This is a genomic window from Streptomyces sp. NPDC006385, assembly GCF_040612485.1.
In the GTDB taxonomy this organism is placed as follows: Bacteria; Actinomycetota; Actinomycetes; order Streptomycetales; family Streptomycetaceae; genus Streptomyces.
The window spans coordinates 1-15,350 of record NZ_JBEXQG010000071.1 but is presented as its reverse complement, the minus strand read 5'-3'; the positions used below and the strand labels follow the sequence as shown (position 1 = coordinate 15,350).

Genomic DNA, 15,350 nt, shown 5'->3' with positions numbered 1-15,350 from the left:
TGTGGTGCCGTGCGCTGTCCGCAGCCATCCAACAGGAGGCACTCTCCGGTTATTCCCCTCCAGGGGCGGGACGGCCGGCGCCCGCCTGCTCCCTCGCCTCCCGCACCTCCGCGGCCGCGGTGACGACGTCGTCCAGGAGCGCGTCGATCTCGGCGGTCGAGGTCGCCGGGGTCAGGAAGACCAGCTTCAGGTGCACCTGGAACCCGCCGTCCGGGCGCCGTACCTTCGTGCGGGCCAGGAGGGCCCGTCCCTCGGCCATCAGGTGCCGCCGGACCGCGGCGTTCCAGGCGCTCTCGTCGTCGACGGGCTCACTGGTCCGGCACCGGAAGATCACGGTGCTGAGCACCGGTTCGGCGAGCAGTTCGAGGTCCGGGTCGCCGGCGATGCGGGCGGCCGCATGGCGGGCCTGCGCGTGGCAGGCGTCGACCCAGTCGCCCATGCCCTTGCGGCCGAGGGCGAGCAGCGACGCCGCGATCTTGAAGGCGTCGGAGCGGCGGGTGGTCTGCAGCGACGTCCCCAGGAGCGCGGTGTACCCCTCCGCCTCGTCGTCCGGCGGGTTGAGGTAGACGGCCTGCTGGGTGAGCGGGCTCATCCGGGTCCGGTCACCCACCAGCAGAACGCTGGAGGACGCCGGGGTCCAGCCGAACTTGTGCAGATCGAAGGCGATGGAGTCGGCCTCGGCGAGACCGTCGAGGTGCGTGGCGAGGGTCTGGGAGAACAGGGCCCCGATTCCGTACGCGGCGTCGACGTGCAGCCATGTCCGGTGCTCCGCGGCCAGGGCGGCGAGCTCCCGCAGCGGGTCGAAGGAGCCGTGGTCGGTGGTGCCCGCGGTCGCCACCAGGGCGATGCATGTCTCGTCCGGGCCGAACCCGTCGAGCAGTCGGCGGGCCTCCTCCGGGATCATCCGGCCCATGTCGTCCACCGGCACCCTCACCACCGCGTCGCGCCCCAGCCCCAGGAAGCCGGCGGCACGTGCGATGGAGAAGTGGGCGGCCGCGGAGCACAGGATCCGCGGCCGCAGCGCCTGGCCGGTGAGTCCCGCCCGCGAGACGTCACCGTCGGCGGTGCCCCCGAGCGCGTGGTCGCGGCTGAGCAGCAGCCCCATGAGGTTGGAGATGCTCCCTCCGGGAGTGAGCGTCCCGGACGCCGCCTCCTGGTCGTAGCCGACCCAGCCGGCCATCTCGCGGATGAGCCGGCGCTCCAGTTCCAGGGCGAAGGGGCCGCTCTCCCACGAGTGGAGGGACTGGTTGAGGACGGCGGCGAGCAGTTCGGCGGCGACCGCGGCGGGCGTGGGCGCGCACTGCATGCGCGAGACGGCCGCCGGATGCGTGAGATCGGCGGCCCAGGTCGCGTAGGCCTCGAAGAGTTCGCCCACGCGGTCCGGTCCCGGTGCTCGGGTCAGGAATCCGTCCTGGCGCACCAGGTCCCGCACGGCGGCGATCGCCGCGTCGGGGCCGCCTGCCACGACCGGGCCACCTCGTTTGACCGCCGCACCGGAGACCGCGTCGAGGGCGGTGTCCACCAGCGTGCGCAGTTGCTCGATGCCGTCGGCGGTGCCCGCCAGCGCCACGCGCCGGTCGGTGCCGGTCGGGGCGGGGTTCATGTCGTTCACGGATCTCGTCCTTCTGTGGGGTTCGGTGCTCAGGGCGGGGCCGGGCGGGTTCAGGAGGCGGTACGGGTGCTGCGGATGACCCCGATCGACGCGACGACGACGGACGCGAGGCCTATGACCTGACCGAGCGAGAGGGTCTCGCCCAGCACGATCAGCGCGACCACGGCGCCGATCGCCGGCTCCAGGCTCAGCAGCACGCCGAAGACCAGCGCCGACACCCGGCGCAGGGTCTCCATCTCGCAGGTGTAGGGCACGAGGGAGGACAGCATCGCGACGCCGAACCCGAAGGCGAGCACCCACGGGTCGGCAAAGGCCGCCCCGCCCTCGGCGAGTCCGATCGGCAGGGCGCACACCGTGCCGAAGGACATGGCCAGGGCGAGCCCGCCGCCACCCGGCAGCAGTGCGCCGACCCGGGCGGACATGGGCACATACGCGCCCCAGAACACGGCGCAGGCGGCGGCGATCAGCATTCCCGTCAGGCCCGCGGCGCCTCCCTGCCAGCCGAGCAGGGCGATGCCCGCGCCGGCCAGCAGGGTCCACAGCCGGTCGCGTGCCCGCCGGCTGGACAGCGCGGCGACCATCAGCGGTCCTGCCATGCCGACGGTCAGCGCCACGCCGACGGGCATACGGGCCATGGACAGGTAGAAGCAGATGTTCATGCCCGCGATGGTGATCCCGAGGCCGGCCACCGCGAGGGCGGTGCGCCGCTCCAGGCGGAACGAGGGCCGCCACCACCACAGCAGCACCACGGCGGCGAAGCCGAGACGGAGCACCGTCATGGCTGCGGGGCCCACCGTGCCGAACAACTGCTTGGCGAAGACCGCGCCCAGTTGGGTGCTGACCATGCCGATCATCATCAGCAGCGGCGCCGGGACCGAGCCGAGCCCTCTGCCCTGCGTACCCGCCGGGTCCGTACTGCCCGCCGTGACGGCGGCGTGCGCGGCCTTCGTCCCGACTCCCGCTTCGACACTCATGATCCAGCCTTCCTCGGCGCTCTTGTGGCGCCGTCCTCGGCGCTTCCTTCCTCCAGCCCGCCGCGCCGCGCCGTCAGGGCGTCAGCAGGACCTTCCCGGTCGTGCCCCGGCCTTCGAGCAGGTCGTGTGCCCGCGCCGCCTCGGCCAGATCCAGTTCGACTTGCACCCGCGGCCGTACGACGCCGTCGGCGACGTGGCCGAACAGCTCCGCGGCGGCGGCGCGCAGGGACGCCGCGTCAGGCACGTGGTCGGCGAGGGACGGCCGGGTCAGGGTCACGGAACCCGCTGTACGCAGCCGTTCGAGGTCGATCGCGCCGACCGGGCCGCTGGAGAGCCCGCAGACCACGAGGTGGCCGCGGCGGCGCAGTGAGCCGAGGCTGCGGTCGAAGGTGTCCGCGCCCACCGAGTCGTAGACGACATGGGCGCCTTCGCCGCCGGTGATCTCCCGGACCCGCTCGTCGAAGCCGTCGTAGGGCAGGGCGTGCCGGGCACCGGCCGCCAGCGCGATCCGGCGCTTCTCCTCACTGGAGGCGACCGCGATCACGGCCGCCTTGCGGTGCGCGGCCAGCTGCACCAGCAGTTGGCCCAGGCCGCCGGCCGCGGCGAGGACGACCACGTTCTCACCGGCGACGATCGGGTGTGTGGTGTGGGTGAGGTAGTGCGCGGCCAGGCCCTGCAGCAGCACGGCCGCGGCGTCACGGAGTTCGACGCCCTCGGGGACGGGCACCAGCTTGGCGGCCGGTACGGCGGTGAGTTCCGCGTAGGCGCCCAGCTGGGTGGCGTAGGCGACCCGGTCGCCCACGGCGACGCCCTCGACGCCCTCGCCCACGGCGGTGACCGTGCCCGCCGCCTCCTGGCCGGGGACGAACGGGTACGTCGTGGGGTAGGTGCCGTCGCGGAAGTAGACATCGATGAAGTTGAGTCCGATCGCGGCGTTGCGCACCACGGCCTCGCCGGGTGCCGGCGTGGGCTCGGCCAGTTCGGTCGGGTTGAGGGCCGCGGAGCCGCCTGCCCCGCTCACCTGGATCGCGCGCATGGGTACCTCACTTGTTCGCTGGGATGTCGGCACTGATTCCGCCCAGTGACGTTGTCTGGTCGGTCTCTTCGAAAACATGGCGGAAGTAGTTGATGTCACCGGTGAGTCCGGCCATCAGGGATCCGAGCTCGGCCTCGGCGTCGGGCACGGCTCGGAGCAGTTCCTGGTTGCGGCGGCGGTTGGCCGCGGAGAACGGCAGGGACCCCACCGACAGATAGCGGATGGCGCCCTCGGCGTCGCGCCGTGGGATGACGTCCGAGCGTGCGTGGCGGCTGGCGCTGAACGGGATGTCCAGCAGGCCCCGGTCGAACGCGTCCGTGACCGCCTCGATCAGGTCGGCCCGCTCGATCAGCGGTTCGACCAGGTCGGCGACCTCCGCCAGGATCCATTCCCGCTCGTCGGCGATGCTCGCCTCGTCGACGGTGAGGAAGCCCAGCAAGGGCGAGTTGGCCCGGTCCGCGAGCCTCAGGCCCGCCACGTTGGCCGCGGTGTCGGGGATGCCGTACGCCTCCTGGTAGGTCTTGGTGATGAGCTTGGAGGCACCGCCGAGCCGGGCCACGAGCGCCCCGTAGAGGATGAGGTCCTCGGCGTTGCCGCGCTGCCGGGGGAAGACCCCCATGAACTCGTGCAGCACGGCGTGCACCTGGACATCGGCGGGCAGGTAGCGCTCGGCGAGGACGGGGATGCAGCGCAGCGCCGCGATGTCCTGGGCGAGGTGGCCGCCCTGCGGGTACGCGACGGAGACGCAGCGCACGCCCGCGCGTGCGGCCAGCACCGCCTCGATGACGCTGATGGCCAGGCTGATGGAGGGCGGCACCAGGACGGCGGTGAGGGTGCCGAACAGCTCCCGGTCGATGATCACGCCGTGCTCGGCGAGCTCGCCGCAGCGGCGGTCGACGTCCTGCCAGGCCGCGAGGGACTCGGTGAGCGGCACCGCCTTGGAGTACGGCAGGTTGTACGAGATCCCGCCGCCCTCGAACGAGGTGATCCCGGACGCGACGGAGACGTCGAAAAGCCGCCTGGCGTCCGGTGAGCCGTGCCGGATCTCCAGGGGAGCGGCGACCGACTCGTTCAGCTCCCGGCCGCGCCGCCAGCCATGGGCGACCAGGGGATAGCCGTTGAGGTCGGCGGGGCGCAGATTGAGGGTGCGCAGCGCCTCCTCGAACCGCTTGAGCCGGGTGTGCGAGTCGATGGTGAGGGTGAGGATGTCGGGGCGGGCCTCGGCCTCCAGGGTGGCGAGCAGGTGCGTCATCTCGGCGTGCCCGCCGACCCCGCACCGGGGCTGGATGGCCACCCGGCCCGAGGCACGGCAGGCCTCCAGGACGTCGGCGGCCGTCGGTTTGCCGAGCGCGCCCATGTAGGCGGCCGACTCCGCGAGGGTGGGCAGGCCCGGGTCCGCGTCCCCCGTGGGCGCGGGCGCCGAGGTGCCCTTCCCGGCGGGGGTGCCGAGAAGGGCCAGCGGCTTGTGCGTCCTCGTCATGACGCCGTACGCATGGGGGCCGCGTGCTTCCGCGTGGCGCGCAACAGGTCCAGGAGCGCGGGCAGTTGGGCAGGGTCCGCCAGGATGTGGTCGACGCCGAGGGCATAGAGGCGCTCGTGGTCCGACGCGTCCTTGTGACTGCCGACGGAGAGGTTGCCGCCGACGATGACCGGGCAGGCGATCCGCCCGGAGTTCTTGGCCTCCGCGAGTCCGCGCAGGTCCTCGTGGACGTGGCCGTTGAGGCTGCCGATGATGACGGCTTCGGCGTCGGGATGCTCGCCGCACGCTGTGGCGAACTCCTCGACGGGGGTGCATGTGCCGAGGTTGACGACATCGAAGCCGACGCCGCGCAACGAGTACGCGATCAGATGGTTGGCCACGGCGTGGCTGTCGCTGGCGGCCACGCCGAGGATCACCGTGCGGGTTCCTGTTGTTTGCTGGCTCTGCATGAACCTGTTTCCTCGTCCCACGTGTCGGTCGTCGTATGTGTCGGTCGTCGTATGTGCCGGTCGTCGATCGGGCCGGTCGTGCGGGTGGTCGTTCGGGTGGCTCGTCGGACGTGCGGGGCACATGCGCTGCGTGCCGGTCACCTCAGTCGTCGAAGGCCGCGAACAGTTCGCGCTTGCTGACCGCCTTCAGACGGTTGATGTCGTACTCCTGGGCGTCCGCGCGGGACAGCGAGTCGAAGACGTGGCTGATGGCGGGGAAGAGGCCCCAGACCTCGTGGTACGGGGGCCAGCCCTGGTGACCGGTGTCGATGTCCTCCTGGCGGGCGAAGATGTAGTTCGCCCAGTCGCGGGCCGCCGGGTAGCGGTGGTGGTAGTCGTGCACCACGGTGTCGCCGGTGAGCACCAGGTAGCGGGACGGCGCGTGCAGGAACACCAGCCGCAGCGTCCAGCGGGCCCAGGCCGAAAGGCGCCGCCCGAGGGGGAGGCCGGCGGCGGGCACGGGGTCGCCGATGAAGATCGCGTTGGTCAGGCCGGCGAAGTACTCACGGCCGTGGCGGACCTCCACCCCGGGTTCGGGGAAGGTGTGCTTGACGCACAGGCGCAGCGTGTTGCTCACCTGGAACAGCGGGATCAGCGGCACGAACCAGATCACCAGCAGGGCCGGCCAGGCGCCGGTGAGTACGCCGGCCGTGACGGCGGCGCCGTACAGCACCAGCGCGGAGACCTTCTCGCTGCGGGCCGACTCGCTCCAGAAGGCACGGGCGCGGGCGACCGCGAAGGCGAAGTGGAAGCGCGGGGAGACGAGTTTGCCCAGCAGCCGGCGCCACATCTGACGACGCGTCATACCAGGGTGCAGTTCGAGGCTGACCAGGAACGCCTGGACGGTGGGGTCCTTGAGCGTCATGTGTCCGGCGGCGTGGTGGTCCTTGACGTGCTCGCGGCTGTAGCGCTGGAAGTTCTGGATGATGAGCAGGCTGGAGATGCCGTGCCCGATGAAGCGGTCCAGCTTCCGCTGCCGGTACATGTTCCGGTGCGAGCACTGGTGGTAGATCATCATCCGCAGGTTGCGCATGCCGTGCAGCGTGCTCGCCCAGCCGGGTATCAGGAGCAGCAGCCAGCCCCCGCCCAGCACCCAGCCCAAGGCGCCGACCAGGACACCCGCGACCGTGGAGGAGAGCGCCGTGGCCAGGTGGAGGGTGGGAGTCCAGCCCGGTGCGGCCTGGCCGGGCAGCGCCTTTCCCGTGAACAGGGTCAGCGGGTACTGGAGCGCCTTCGGCAGGCGGGCCATGGACGCGCGGGCGTCACCGGGCCCGGGCGGGGACGAGGGCTCGACACCGGCACTCCGGACTGCGGAGTTGATCGCCGACACAACAGCTCCAATCGGTTCCGTGGTTCTCTGTTTCCGTGGTTCTCTGTTTCCGTGCTTGTCCGTGCTTCCGGTGCGCTGTTCTTCGTCGCGTTCAGCAGGCGGCCGTGCTCAGCGCCGAAGGGCGGGAGTCGAAGCGGACACCCACCGAGCAGGGCACCGTCTGGCTGTGGTGATTGACGCCGCGCAGCGTTTCGCCGAGTTCGCCGGCGTGCTCCGGGCCCAGGACGATCTCCACGTAGTCGCCCCCGCCGGCGGCGCCCGAGAGCCCGACGTCTCCGACGAGGACGTGGAGAGTGACGTTTCCCCCCTGGTCGAGCGAGACGGACACCGTCCCGTCGACGACCCCCGGGATCATTGCGCGTTGAGTCATGAGATCTCCCCCAGACGGTTCACGTTCTTGAACGCGGTGGCGACCCGGTTGCCGTAGAGACCGACCACCAGGCCGAGAATGATCAGGGCCATGGACAGCGACTTGATGCCCGGCAGCCGCTCGTCGAAGATCAGCACCGACCCCAGCAGCCCGAAGACCGGCACCAGCAGCGACAGCGGGGCGACCGTGGAGACGGGGTACTCCCGCAGCATCCAGTTCCAGACGGCGTACGCGAAGACGGTGTTCGGGTAGGCCTGGAAGAGGATCGACAGCACGCCCACGGAGTCGAGCCCTGACACCAGATCCGTGAATACGGCCGACCCCCCGGTCGCCCAGCCCAGGGCGAACAGCGGCAGCGGTGAGAAGAGGCTCGACCACACGAGGAACGCCAGGACGTCCTTCGGCGCCGACTTCTTCAGCAGGATGTTGGCCACGCTCCACGACAGGGCACCGCACAGCACCAGCACCACGCCCAGGGCCGTGACGCTGCCGTCGGTGACGAAGGCGATGGCGCCGAGGCCCAGCAGGGCCAGCAGAGCGCCCGCGTACTGGTGTCGCGACACCCGCTCCCGGAACACCGCCGCGCCGAGCAGGATCGTGCTGAAGGCGCTGAACTGCAGCACCAGCGACGCCACCCCGGAGGACAGCCCGGTTGCGATACCGAGGTTGACCACGCCCCACAAGCCGACGCCGAAGACCAGGCCATACGCGGCGACGTACCGCATGGGCACGTCGGGCCGCCGGATGAAGAAGACCGCGGGCAGGGCGCAGAGCAGGAACCTCAGTCCGGCCAGGACGAACGGGTCCACCGAGTCCAGCCCGATCCTGATCACCGAGAAGTTGACACCCCAGACGGCGGTGATCAGGACGGCGAGCAGCACGTGGGCCGGTTTCACGAGGCCCTCCGAGTGGAGCGGAACGCGCGCTGGTACCACAGCAGAGGCGGCGCCGAGCCCGGTGTGAGGACGCCGGTCAACTCCCCGATCAGCAACAGGTGGTCGCCGACCGGTACGCGGTCCACCGTCGTGCACCGCAGCACGGCGTTCGCGTCCGTCAGATACGGCAGCCCGCACCCCGGCCAGCTGCCGAAGTCCTGCTCCGCGAACCGGTCCACATCCCGCGTGGCGAACCGGCCGGCGACCTCGGCGTGCTGCTCGCCGAGCACGTTGACGACGAAGCCGTCCGACTGGGTCAGCGCCGGCCGGCAGCTGGAGGTGTTCGACAGGCCCACCAGCAGCAGCGGCGGTTCGAGGGACGCCGACGTCACGGAGCTCGCGGTGAAGCCCTGGCGGCGCCCCTGGGCATCGAGAGTGGTGACGATGGTCAGCGGGGCCGCGAGCAGTGCCATGGCGTCGCGGAAGACCCCCGGATCCACCGGCCGCCGCACGTCATCGGCCAGTACGTTCATGACTTGCCCCCTTTCTTCTGGTCTTCTGGAATCCGGTGCGTCCGGTGCGTCCGGCTCTCGTGGAGTCCGTCTCGCTCACGCCTCGACCGGGACCGGTGGTGTGTTCTCGCGTGCGGCGAGAGCCGTGCGGAAGCTGCGCATGGTCAGCGGCAGCAGCACCGCGCCGAAGGCGGTGAGCAGCAACGCCAGCACTGCGACGAGCCGCTGCGGGCCGAGCGAGGCGCCGAAGGCGCTGATCAGCAGGCCGCCGATGGGGAAGGAGAGCAGGTTGAGCAGGAAGAACGGACCCATCACCTTCCCCAGATGCTCCTTGGGGATCACCCGCACGCGCTGGGTGCGGTTGAAGATGTTGAAGTAGGCGACGCCGCACATGCCCAGCACGAACGCCGTCCCGTAGACGCCGAAGGACGGTGCGAGGCCGAGGACCAGCAGCGCGGCGCACAGCACGGTGAAGCCGAGCGCCCCGACGAACCGCACGTCGAACCTCTTCAGCAGCACCGGGGTGAGCATCAGGTTGAGGAAGCCCGCCACGCCGACACACATGTTGAGCAGGGCGAAGGACGACTCCGGTGCCTTGAGCACCCCGGTCACCACCGCCGCGTTGGCCCCCAGCACGGTGGCGAACACGAGGTTGATGGAGAAGTTCACGCAGGCCAGCAGCATCACCGGCCGGTTGCCGGCCAGCAGCCGCCAGCCGAGGGCGAGTTCGGCCAGCGTCGCACGGGCCGTGCCGGTGGCACCGTCGGCCGCGGCCGGGGCGGGATCGCGGACCGGGCGCGGCAGCGGCAGCCAGCACAGGGCCGCGACGGCGAACATGGCGGCGGCGAGCCCGAGGAGCCACAGCTTGCCGAGGACCACCACGGCACCCATCGCCAGGCCCGGCCCCAGAGCCTGGGCGAGCAGCTCGGTGTTCTGCACCAGCGCCTGGGTCTTGGCGAGGTCGTCGCCCTTGGCGAGCTGGGGGACGACCTTCTCGATGGCCATGCGCACGGGCGCCACCAGCGTCGCCAGCAGCGCGCCGTTGACCATGAGCACCGCCGTGGTCCAGGACGGCCTGGCCAGGCACAGGACGACGGCGCAGGCCAGCACGAGGGCGCGACCGGTGTTGGCCCGGAAGAACAGCCGCGGTCCGCCGTCCCGGTCGGCGAGCACGCCGGCGAAGGCGTAGGCCAGCAGGCAGGGCAGCCATTCGACGGCGTAGGCGATACCGAGGGTCGAGACGTTCCCGGTCTCCTGGTAGATGAGCAGGGGGACGCTGAAAAGCACGACCTGCTCCGCCGTCAGTCCCAGCAGCACGCCGCCGGCGAACAGCACCCGCTGTGCGCGTGCGGCGGCCATCAGCGTGCCGCCAGTGGGGACTGGGCGCGCTGCTCCAGCTCGCGCACACGCGGGACCACCTCGGTGAAGAAGTGGCGCATCTCGTCCCGGGCGGGCCAGCCGGAGAAGATGAACTGGCTGACCCCGGCCGCCTTGTACTCCATCAGGTAGGCGGCGACCTCGGCGTAGCTGCCGACCAGGCACAGCGCGGGACCGCCGCGGTAGGCGACGGCACCGGACCAGATCAGCGGCGAGAGCCAGCCGTGGTCGGACTCGTCGGCCAGCCGGAAGGAGTTCTTCACGGCCTGGGAGTCCGCGGCGGCCACGAACCGGGCGACGAACTCCCGATGGTTCTCGTCCGTCTCGCTCATCACCTCGGCGAGATCGGCCAGCGCCTCCTCGCGTGTCCGACGGGCCAGCACCTGCATCCGTACGCCGACTTCGGTGCCCTGCGCGAGAAGGGGCTCGGCCGCCTTGGCGATCTCCGCGGGCGTGTCGCCGTAGCGGAACCAGCAGTCGCCGTGGGTGACGGCCGTGTGCTGGGCGACGGCGGAGGCGCCGCTGATGTAGATCTCCGGCCGGCCGCCCCCCTTGTGCCCGAGACCGAGCTGCGCCTCCTCCAGCCGGTAGTGCCGGCCCTCGTACGACATCGGGGTCTCGCCCCGCCAGAAGCGGTGCAGGATGTCGAGGAACTCACCGGCGCGCGCGTAACGGTCGTCGTGCGCGAGGAAGTCGCCGTAATAGGCCTGCTCGGCCGGGGAGATGCCCGCCACCACGTTCAGTGCGATCCGCCCGTCGGACATCCACGACAGGGTGTTGACGATCTGGGTGAACAGCGTGGGCGACATCAGCCCCGGGCGGTAGGCGAGGATGAACTTCACCCTCCGGGTCTCGCGGGCGAGGGCCCCGATGACCGGCAGCGGGTCCGGCAGGCTGTAGCTCTGCGCCATCAGGAGGGATTCGACGCCCAGGGCCTCCGCGTCCTGCGCGTACTCGATCGCGCCATCGAGGTCGAGCAGGTCGGACCGGTACTGCTCGGTCGACTTCTTCTGCCCACTGTCCAGTGCGGAGCCCCAGTGGAACCGGAGTGCTTCCATGGCTGTTGTCTGCTTTCTGTGGTCGAACGCCGGGTCAGGCGCGGGCGGCGGCCGCCACCGCCGGCTCGGTCGTGGGGCCGGGCAGGGAGGTACGGACGCGCAGGGAGGCGAACAGGCGTGCCATCCACTCCCGGGTCGCGTCGGGGGAGGCGGTGCGCGCGATGCCGGCGAGCGCCGTCTCGTGCGCGCCGTAGGTGATGTGGTCCGGCATCTGCGCGCCGACGGCGAGTTCGTGCCAGGTGACGGCCTCGGGTGCGGTACGGAACGCCTCGGCGCCGTCGAATCCCTCGAAGACGTGTCCGCTCAGGTGGTGTCCGGGCAGGACGAACCATCCGTACCAGGAGCGGTCGCGGGAGTCGGGCGGCGCGGGCAGCAGGTCGCCCACCTGTTCGCCGAGCAGGATCCGCAGCTCCCAGGAGGGCAGGTGGATGCCGGTGGCCAGTTCGAAGGTGGCGGCGACGTCGGCCCCGCCGACCCGGTGGCCGACCTCCAGGAAGACCAGTTCCTCGCCGTCGACGATCGCCTCCAGGTGGAAGCAGCCGTCGTGGATGCGGACGGCGTCGAGGGCGCGGGCCACCCAGTCACGGGTCTCGTCCGTCAGCTCGATCTGGTACGAGCCCATGGGCTCGCCCCGCGCGTAGTCCAGGCAGGTGCCCAGGTATTCACTGGCACCCAGGGTCAGCACCCGGCCGCGCTCGACGAGCCCGTCGAAGTGCCGGATCGGTCCGGTGACGAACTCCTCGGCCTCGAAGTCGCCCACCCGGCACGCCTCGTCCAGCTCCGTCACCCCGGACCGGCGGGCGGTGATCGCCTCGTACGTCTCGGCCGGGCCGTCGAACACGACGACATCGACGCTGGAGGCGCCGCTGTGCGGCTTCAGCACGGTCGGCCCGGACCAGTCGGCCCGCTCCGGGCCGTCGAGCAGGTCGGTCAGCGGCAGGAACCGCGGCACCCGCAGGCCGGCCCTTCGTACGGCCCTTTTCATCAGGACCTTGTCCCGCGCGAGCGTGACCTGTTCCACCCCGGCGCCTTCGACGCCGTGGCGCTCGCGCAGCCGGGCCGCGTCGAGCAGTTCGTACTCCGACATCGAGATGATCCGGTCGAAGGTGCGGGGCTCGGCGGCGAGCCAGGCGCACGCCTCGTCGAAGGCGGTGTCCTCGCCGGGCCGTTCGACCCGCGTGCACCGCAGGTCCGCGGGCAGCGTCGCCAGGGCGGCGCCGGTGCCGAAGTAGGTGACGTCGTGCCGCTCGTGGTCGATGCCGCGGTGGTACTCGATCTTGGGATACGGGATGCGGTGCAGGATGAGGATGTTCATCGCGTGACTTCCAGCTCGGTCCGGCGGTCCTGGTGGGAGGTGGCGTGCGCCGGGGCGGCGACGGGGCGGCAGCTGCGCATCAGGGCGGTCGGCCAGGCGGCGCGCAGCGTGTCCACGACCTCGCGCACGGACACGCGGTCCGTGCGCAGGACGACGCAGCCCATGGCGGCGAAGTCGGCGTTGTCCCGGGGGACGACGTGGATCGGCCGGCGCTCGGGGCTGAGCCAGGCGAACTCCGTGGCGGACAGTTCGCCGGGGGCCAGCCCGTGGTGAGCCGCGGCCCGGTCGACGGCGTCCTCGAACGGCGTGGCGCCGGGTGCGACGTCGTCGGGGCCGAAGGTGCGGTCGGCGGCGACGCCCAGCATCACCGCCGCCGCGGAGCAGCCCGGCGTGGGCAGTTCCACTTCCCCGGAGCGGCCGAAGGCAGCGTCCACCCAGAGCCGGTACAGGTCGACTCCGTACACCCACTCGGCCAGGGACCAGATCCGCATGCCGGCCGGGCGGCGGTTGGGTTCGACGACCGCGGCGTACTGGCCGTCGTCGCTGAGCTTGATCTCGTTGTGAAACGGGCCGTCGCACTGGCCCACCAGCAGGTTCGCCAGACGGCCGGCCCGTTGCAGCGTGCCGCGTTCGGCCCGGTCCAGCCGCGCCGGCAGGATCTGCGCGACCTCCACCGGGTAGCGGCCGGCGGCGCTGACCTTCTCGGTGAGGAAGGACAGCCCGCCCAGCCCGTCGTAGGAGTACTCACGCCGGTAGGGGATGACCGTCTCGCAGATCACGCCGTCCTCCAGGTACGGCAGCACTTCGGCGAACGCCGCGTCCACGTCGTCACCGGGGCCGACCAGGACGACGCCCCGGTTGTTGCCCTCCTTGGTGGGCTTGACGACGAAGCCCTCCGGGTGCCGGGCGGCGAAGTCGTCTAGGCCGGCCCGTGAGCGGATGCGGGCGAAGTCGGGGACGAGGACACGCTGGGCGGTGAGCAGGTCGCGGGAGCGGGCCTCGGCGCTGCGGTAGGCGTGCTTGCAGAACGCGCCGTCGGCGAGTGCGGGCGAGTCCACCGCGAGCCCGAGCCGCTTCAGCAGTTCGGCACCGCCGGCCACCGCGTTGTCGGAGAAGACCACGCCCGCCGCGAACTCGTGGCTACGGTCGGCGAGCAGCTTCTCGCCCGCCTCGACGAAGTCGGGCCGCAGCGGGTCGAGGTCGATCACCTCGTCGCAGATCCGGTGGTCGGTCGCGGTCGGGTTCGGGCGGACGAGGGTGACCTCGGCGCCGTAGGCGCTGCGGGCGTACTCCGCCATGCGCTGGACGTCACCCACCCGGCTCAGGTTGTAGTCGATGATCAGGAACCGTGTCGCGGGTTCCGGCATGGTGCGCCTCCTGGGGCCTGTCAGAGATCCGGCGTGGCGTCCGCGTACCGGACGTCGAGGGCGTGCGCGGACGTGCGGGCGAGCTCGGCCAGGCGTGCGGTGCTCTCCTCGCGGGGGAAGCTCCACAGCAGCTGGCCCAGGAAGACCTCGCGCGCGGCGGCGTCGACGACGTCACCGGCCTTGAGCAGCAGCTGCGTCACCGTGGGGCGCAGCGGCAGGTCCTCGCGCGGTCCGAGGTGCTCGATGCGGCCCTTCTCGGCGAAGAAGACCCGGAAGAAGGTCGCCGTCCGGGTGGGCGTCGAGCCGTCCTGCGCGTACGCGAGCGCCGCGAGCCGGTCCCGGAAGGCCGCGCGCCGCGAGGGCCCGCCGGCCGCGGCGAGCAGTGCGTCCGTCCAGAGGTCCAGCATCCCGGCCTGTCCGGTCAGTTCCCTGACGCTGGGGGAGATCAGGGCGCCGCCGACTCGGGGGTTGATCTCGATCAGGTCCCAGTGCGAGCCGTCGTAGCGGGCCTCGATGTGGAAGCAGCCCCACCGCAGCTCGAAGTGGGCCAGCACCTCGCGCACCCAGGCCAGGCCCCGGGCCAGGTCGTCCTGGCCGACAGCGTGGGGCGGGCTGACACAGGCGTTCTCCAGTACGGTGTCCGCCGCCTCGGTGACCTCGCACTTCTCGTGTACGGCCACGACGGAGACGGCGCCGTCGTCGGCGATCACCTCGAAGCTGAACTCCTGCCCCTCGACGTAGTCCTCGACGAGGAAGGTCAGTCCGTCGTCGCCGAAGGCGGAGGCGTAGACGGTGTCGCCGCCTGCCTCCCGCACGATCCGCTCGATGTCGTCCCAGGTGGTGCCGGGTGACAGCGGGAAGGCGCCGTAGGAGGCGATGCCGCTCACCGGTTTGACGAACTGCCGCCGCTCCAGGCCCTGATGGGCCGCGAGCGACTCCCTGGTCAGCTCGGCCGCACGGGACCGGGTCAGTCCGGCGTCGGCGAGCCGGTTGCGCACGGTCAGTTTGTCGCGGAGCGTCAGGACCTGCTTGGGATCCAGGTCGGGGACACCGAGCGCGGCGTTGGCGTGCGCCATCAGGTGCCGGTAGCCCTCCCACACGCTGACGCAGGCGACCACGTCCTCACCGCGTTCGCGCAGGTCGGCCAGATACGCCTCGACGTCCTCCTCGGTCAGTTCGTGCCGGGCGACGACGCGCACGTCGTCGGCCTTCTCGCGCATCTCGCGCGGCCTGTCGAGCTGGTGCTCGGGCAGGGGCAGCGAGGACAGCACGTAGGACGCGAGAGAGCGGGCGTCCAGTACCTCGACGAGGTCCTCCAGGAACGAGAACCCGACATGGCTGAGGATGAGTACTCCCTGGGCCTTCCCCGTGGCCGACTGCATGATTTCCCCCTGTCTGTCGTGGGCTCCACCGCGGGACGCGGAGTGGGATCCGAGCGAGTCCGGCGTGGCCGGCTGCGGTTCGCCCGCGCCCCGGACGTACGGGACACGCTGGACGGGCTCCTGACCGAGGTCGCCGAGCCGACGTACGCCTCCCTCGTGCCGCGCCCGCACCCC

At 71.5% G+C, this 15,350-nt stretch carries 14 protein-coding genes and 1 pseudogene; 1 reads left to right on the top strand and 14 read right to left on the bottom strand.

The genetic code is table 11. From position 1 onward, the window contains the following. Positions 1-49 precede the first annotated feature (49 nt). The 14 genes from ABZ078_RS35975 to ABZ078_RS35910 form a co-directional block, all read right to left on the bottom strand. On the bottom strand, positions 50-1,603 hold the full coding sequence (locus ABZ078_RS35975; protein WP_356582481.1) for a pyridoxal-dependent decarboxylase: 1,554 nt from the start codon (positions 1,601-1,603) through the stop codon (positions 50-52). Between the two features lie 59 nt (positions 1,604-1,662). Then, positions 1,663-2,586: an EamA family transporter gene (locus ABZ078_RS35970; RefSeq protein ID WP_356582421.1), complete on the bottom strand. Its 924-nt coding sequence runs from the start codon at positions 2,584-2,586 to the stop codon at positions 1,663-1,665. 73 nt (positions 2,587-2,659) lie between these two features. Beyond that, a complete protein-coding gene (locus ABZ078_RS35965) occupies positions 2,660-3,622 on the bottom strand; it encodes a quinone oxidoreductase (protein ID WP_356582419.1) in 963 nt (320 codons plus the stop codon). A gap of 7 nt (positions 3,623-3,629) precedes the next feature. Next, positions 3,630-5,102, bottom strand: coding sequence for a methylaspartate mutase (locus tag ABZ078_RS35960; protein ID WP_356582417.1), 1,473 nt, complete (start codon positions 5,100-5,102; stop codon positions 3,630-3,632). Further along, the gene (locus ABZ078_RS35955; RefSeq protein WP_356582416.1) at positions 5,099-5,551 is read right to left on the bottom strand and encodes a cobalamin-dependent protein; all 453 of its coding nucleotides are present in this window, start codon (positions 5,549-5,551) and stop codon (positions 5,099-5,101) included. Before ABZ078_RS35955 ends, ABZ078_RS35960 begins: the two co-directional genes overlap by 4 nt. Positions 5,552-5,693: 142 nt before the next feature. After that, positions 5,694-6,920, bottom strand: coding sequence for a fatty acid desaturase (locus tag ABZ078_RS35950; RefSeq protein WP_356582414.1), 1,227 nt, complete (start codon positions 6,918-6,920; stop codon positions 5,694-5,696). 91 nt (positions 6,921-7,011) lie between these two features. Next, positions 7,012-7,290, bottom strand: a complete 279-nt coding sequence (locus tag ABZ078_RS35945) for a hypothetical protein (RefSeq protein WP_356582412.1) — start codon at positions 7,288-7,290, stop codon at positions 7,012-7,014. Continuing rightward, positions 7,287-8,186 carry an EamA family transporter gene (locus ABZ078_RS35940; protein ID WP_356582410.1) on the bottom strand — a complete coding sequence of 300 codons (900 nt, stop codon included), beginning with the start codon at positions 8,184-8,186 and terminating at the stop codon, positions 7,287-7,289. Before ABZ078_RS35940 ends, ABZ078_RS35945 begins: the two co-directional genes overlap by 4 nt. Further along, entirely contained in the window at positions 8,183-8,698 is a 516-nt protein-coding gene (locus tag ABZ078_RS35935; RefSeq protein ID WP_356582408.1) for a flavin reductase family protein, read from the bottom strand. The genes ABZ078_RS35940 and ABZ078_RS35935 overlap by 4 nt, the downstream gene beginning before the upstream one ends. Before the next feature lie 75 nt (positions 8,699-8,773). Next, positions 8,774-10,036 carry an MFS transporter gene (locus ABZ078_RS35930; RefSeq protein WP_356582406.1) on the bottom strand — a complete coding sequence of 421 codons (1,263 nt, stop codon included), beginning with the start codon at positions 10,034-10,036 and terminating at the stop codon, positions 8,774-8,776. After that, positions 10,036-11,112, bottom strand: coding sequence for an LLM class flavin-dependent oxidoreductase (locus ABZ078_RS35925; protein ID WP_356582404.1), 1,077 nt, complete (start codon positions 11,110-11,112; stop codon positions 10,036-10,038). Before ABZ078_RS35925 ends, ABZ078_RS35930 begins: the two co-directional genes overlap by 1 nt. 34 nt (positions 11,113-11,146) lie before the next feature. Beyond that, positions 11,147-12,427 (bottom strand): ATP-grasp domain-containing protein, encoded by a 1,281-nt coding sequence (locus ABZ078_RS35920; protein ID WP_356582402.1) that lies wholly within the window; start codon positions 12,425-12,427, stop codon positions 11,147-11,149. Continuing rightward, positions 12,424-13,794, bottom strand: coding sequence for a biotin carboxylase (locus ABZ078_RS35915; protein ID WP_356582401.1), 1,371 nt, complete (start codon positions 13,792-13,794; stop codon positions 12,424-12,426). Before ABZ078_RS35915 ends, ABZ078_RS35920 begins: the two co-directional genes overlap by 4 nt. Before the next feature lie 20 nt (positions 13,795-13,814). After that, positions 13,815-15,176, bottom strand: a complete 1,362-nt coding sequence (locus tag ABZ078_RS35910) for an ATP-grasp domain-containing protein (RefSeq protein WP_356582399.1) — start codon at positions 15,174-15,176, stop codon at positions 13,815-13,817. 87 nt (positions 15,177-15,263) lie between these two features. Here ABZ078_RS35910 and ABZ078_RS35905 point away from each other — a divergent pair. Continuing rightward, a pseudogene (locus ABZ078_RS35905) lies at positions 15,264-15,350 on the top strand (rRNA methyltransferase); the annotation flags it as partial.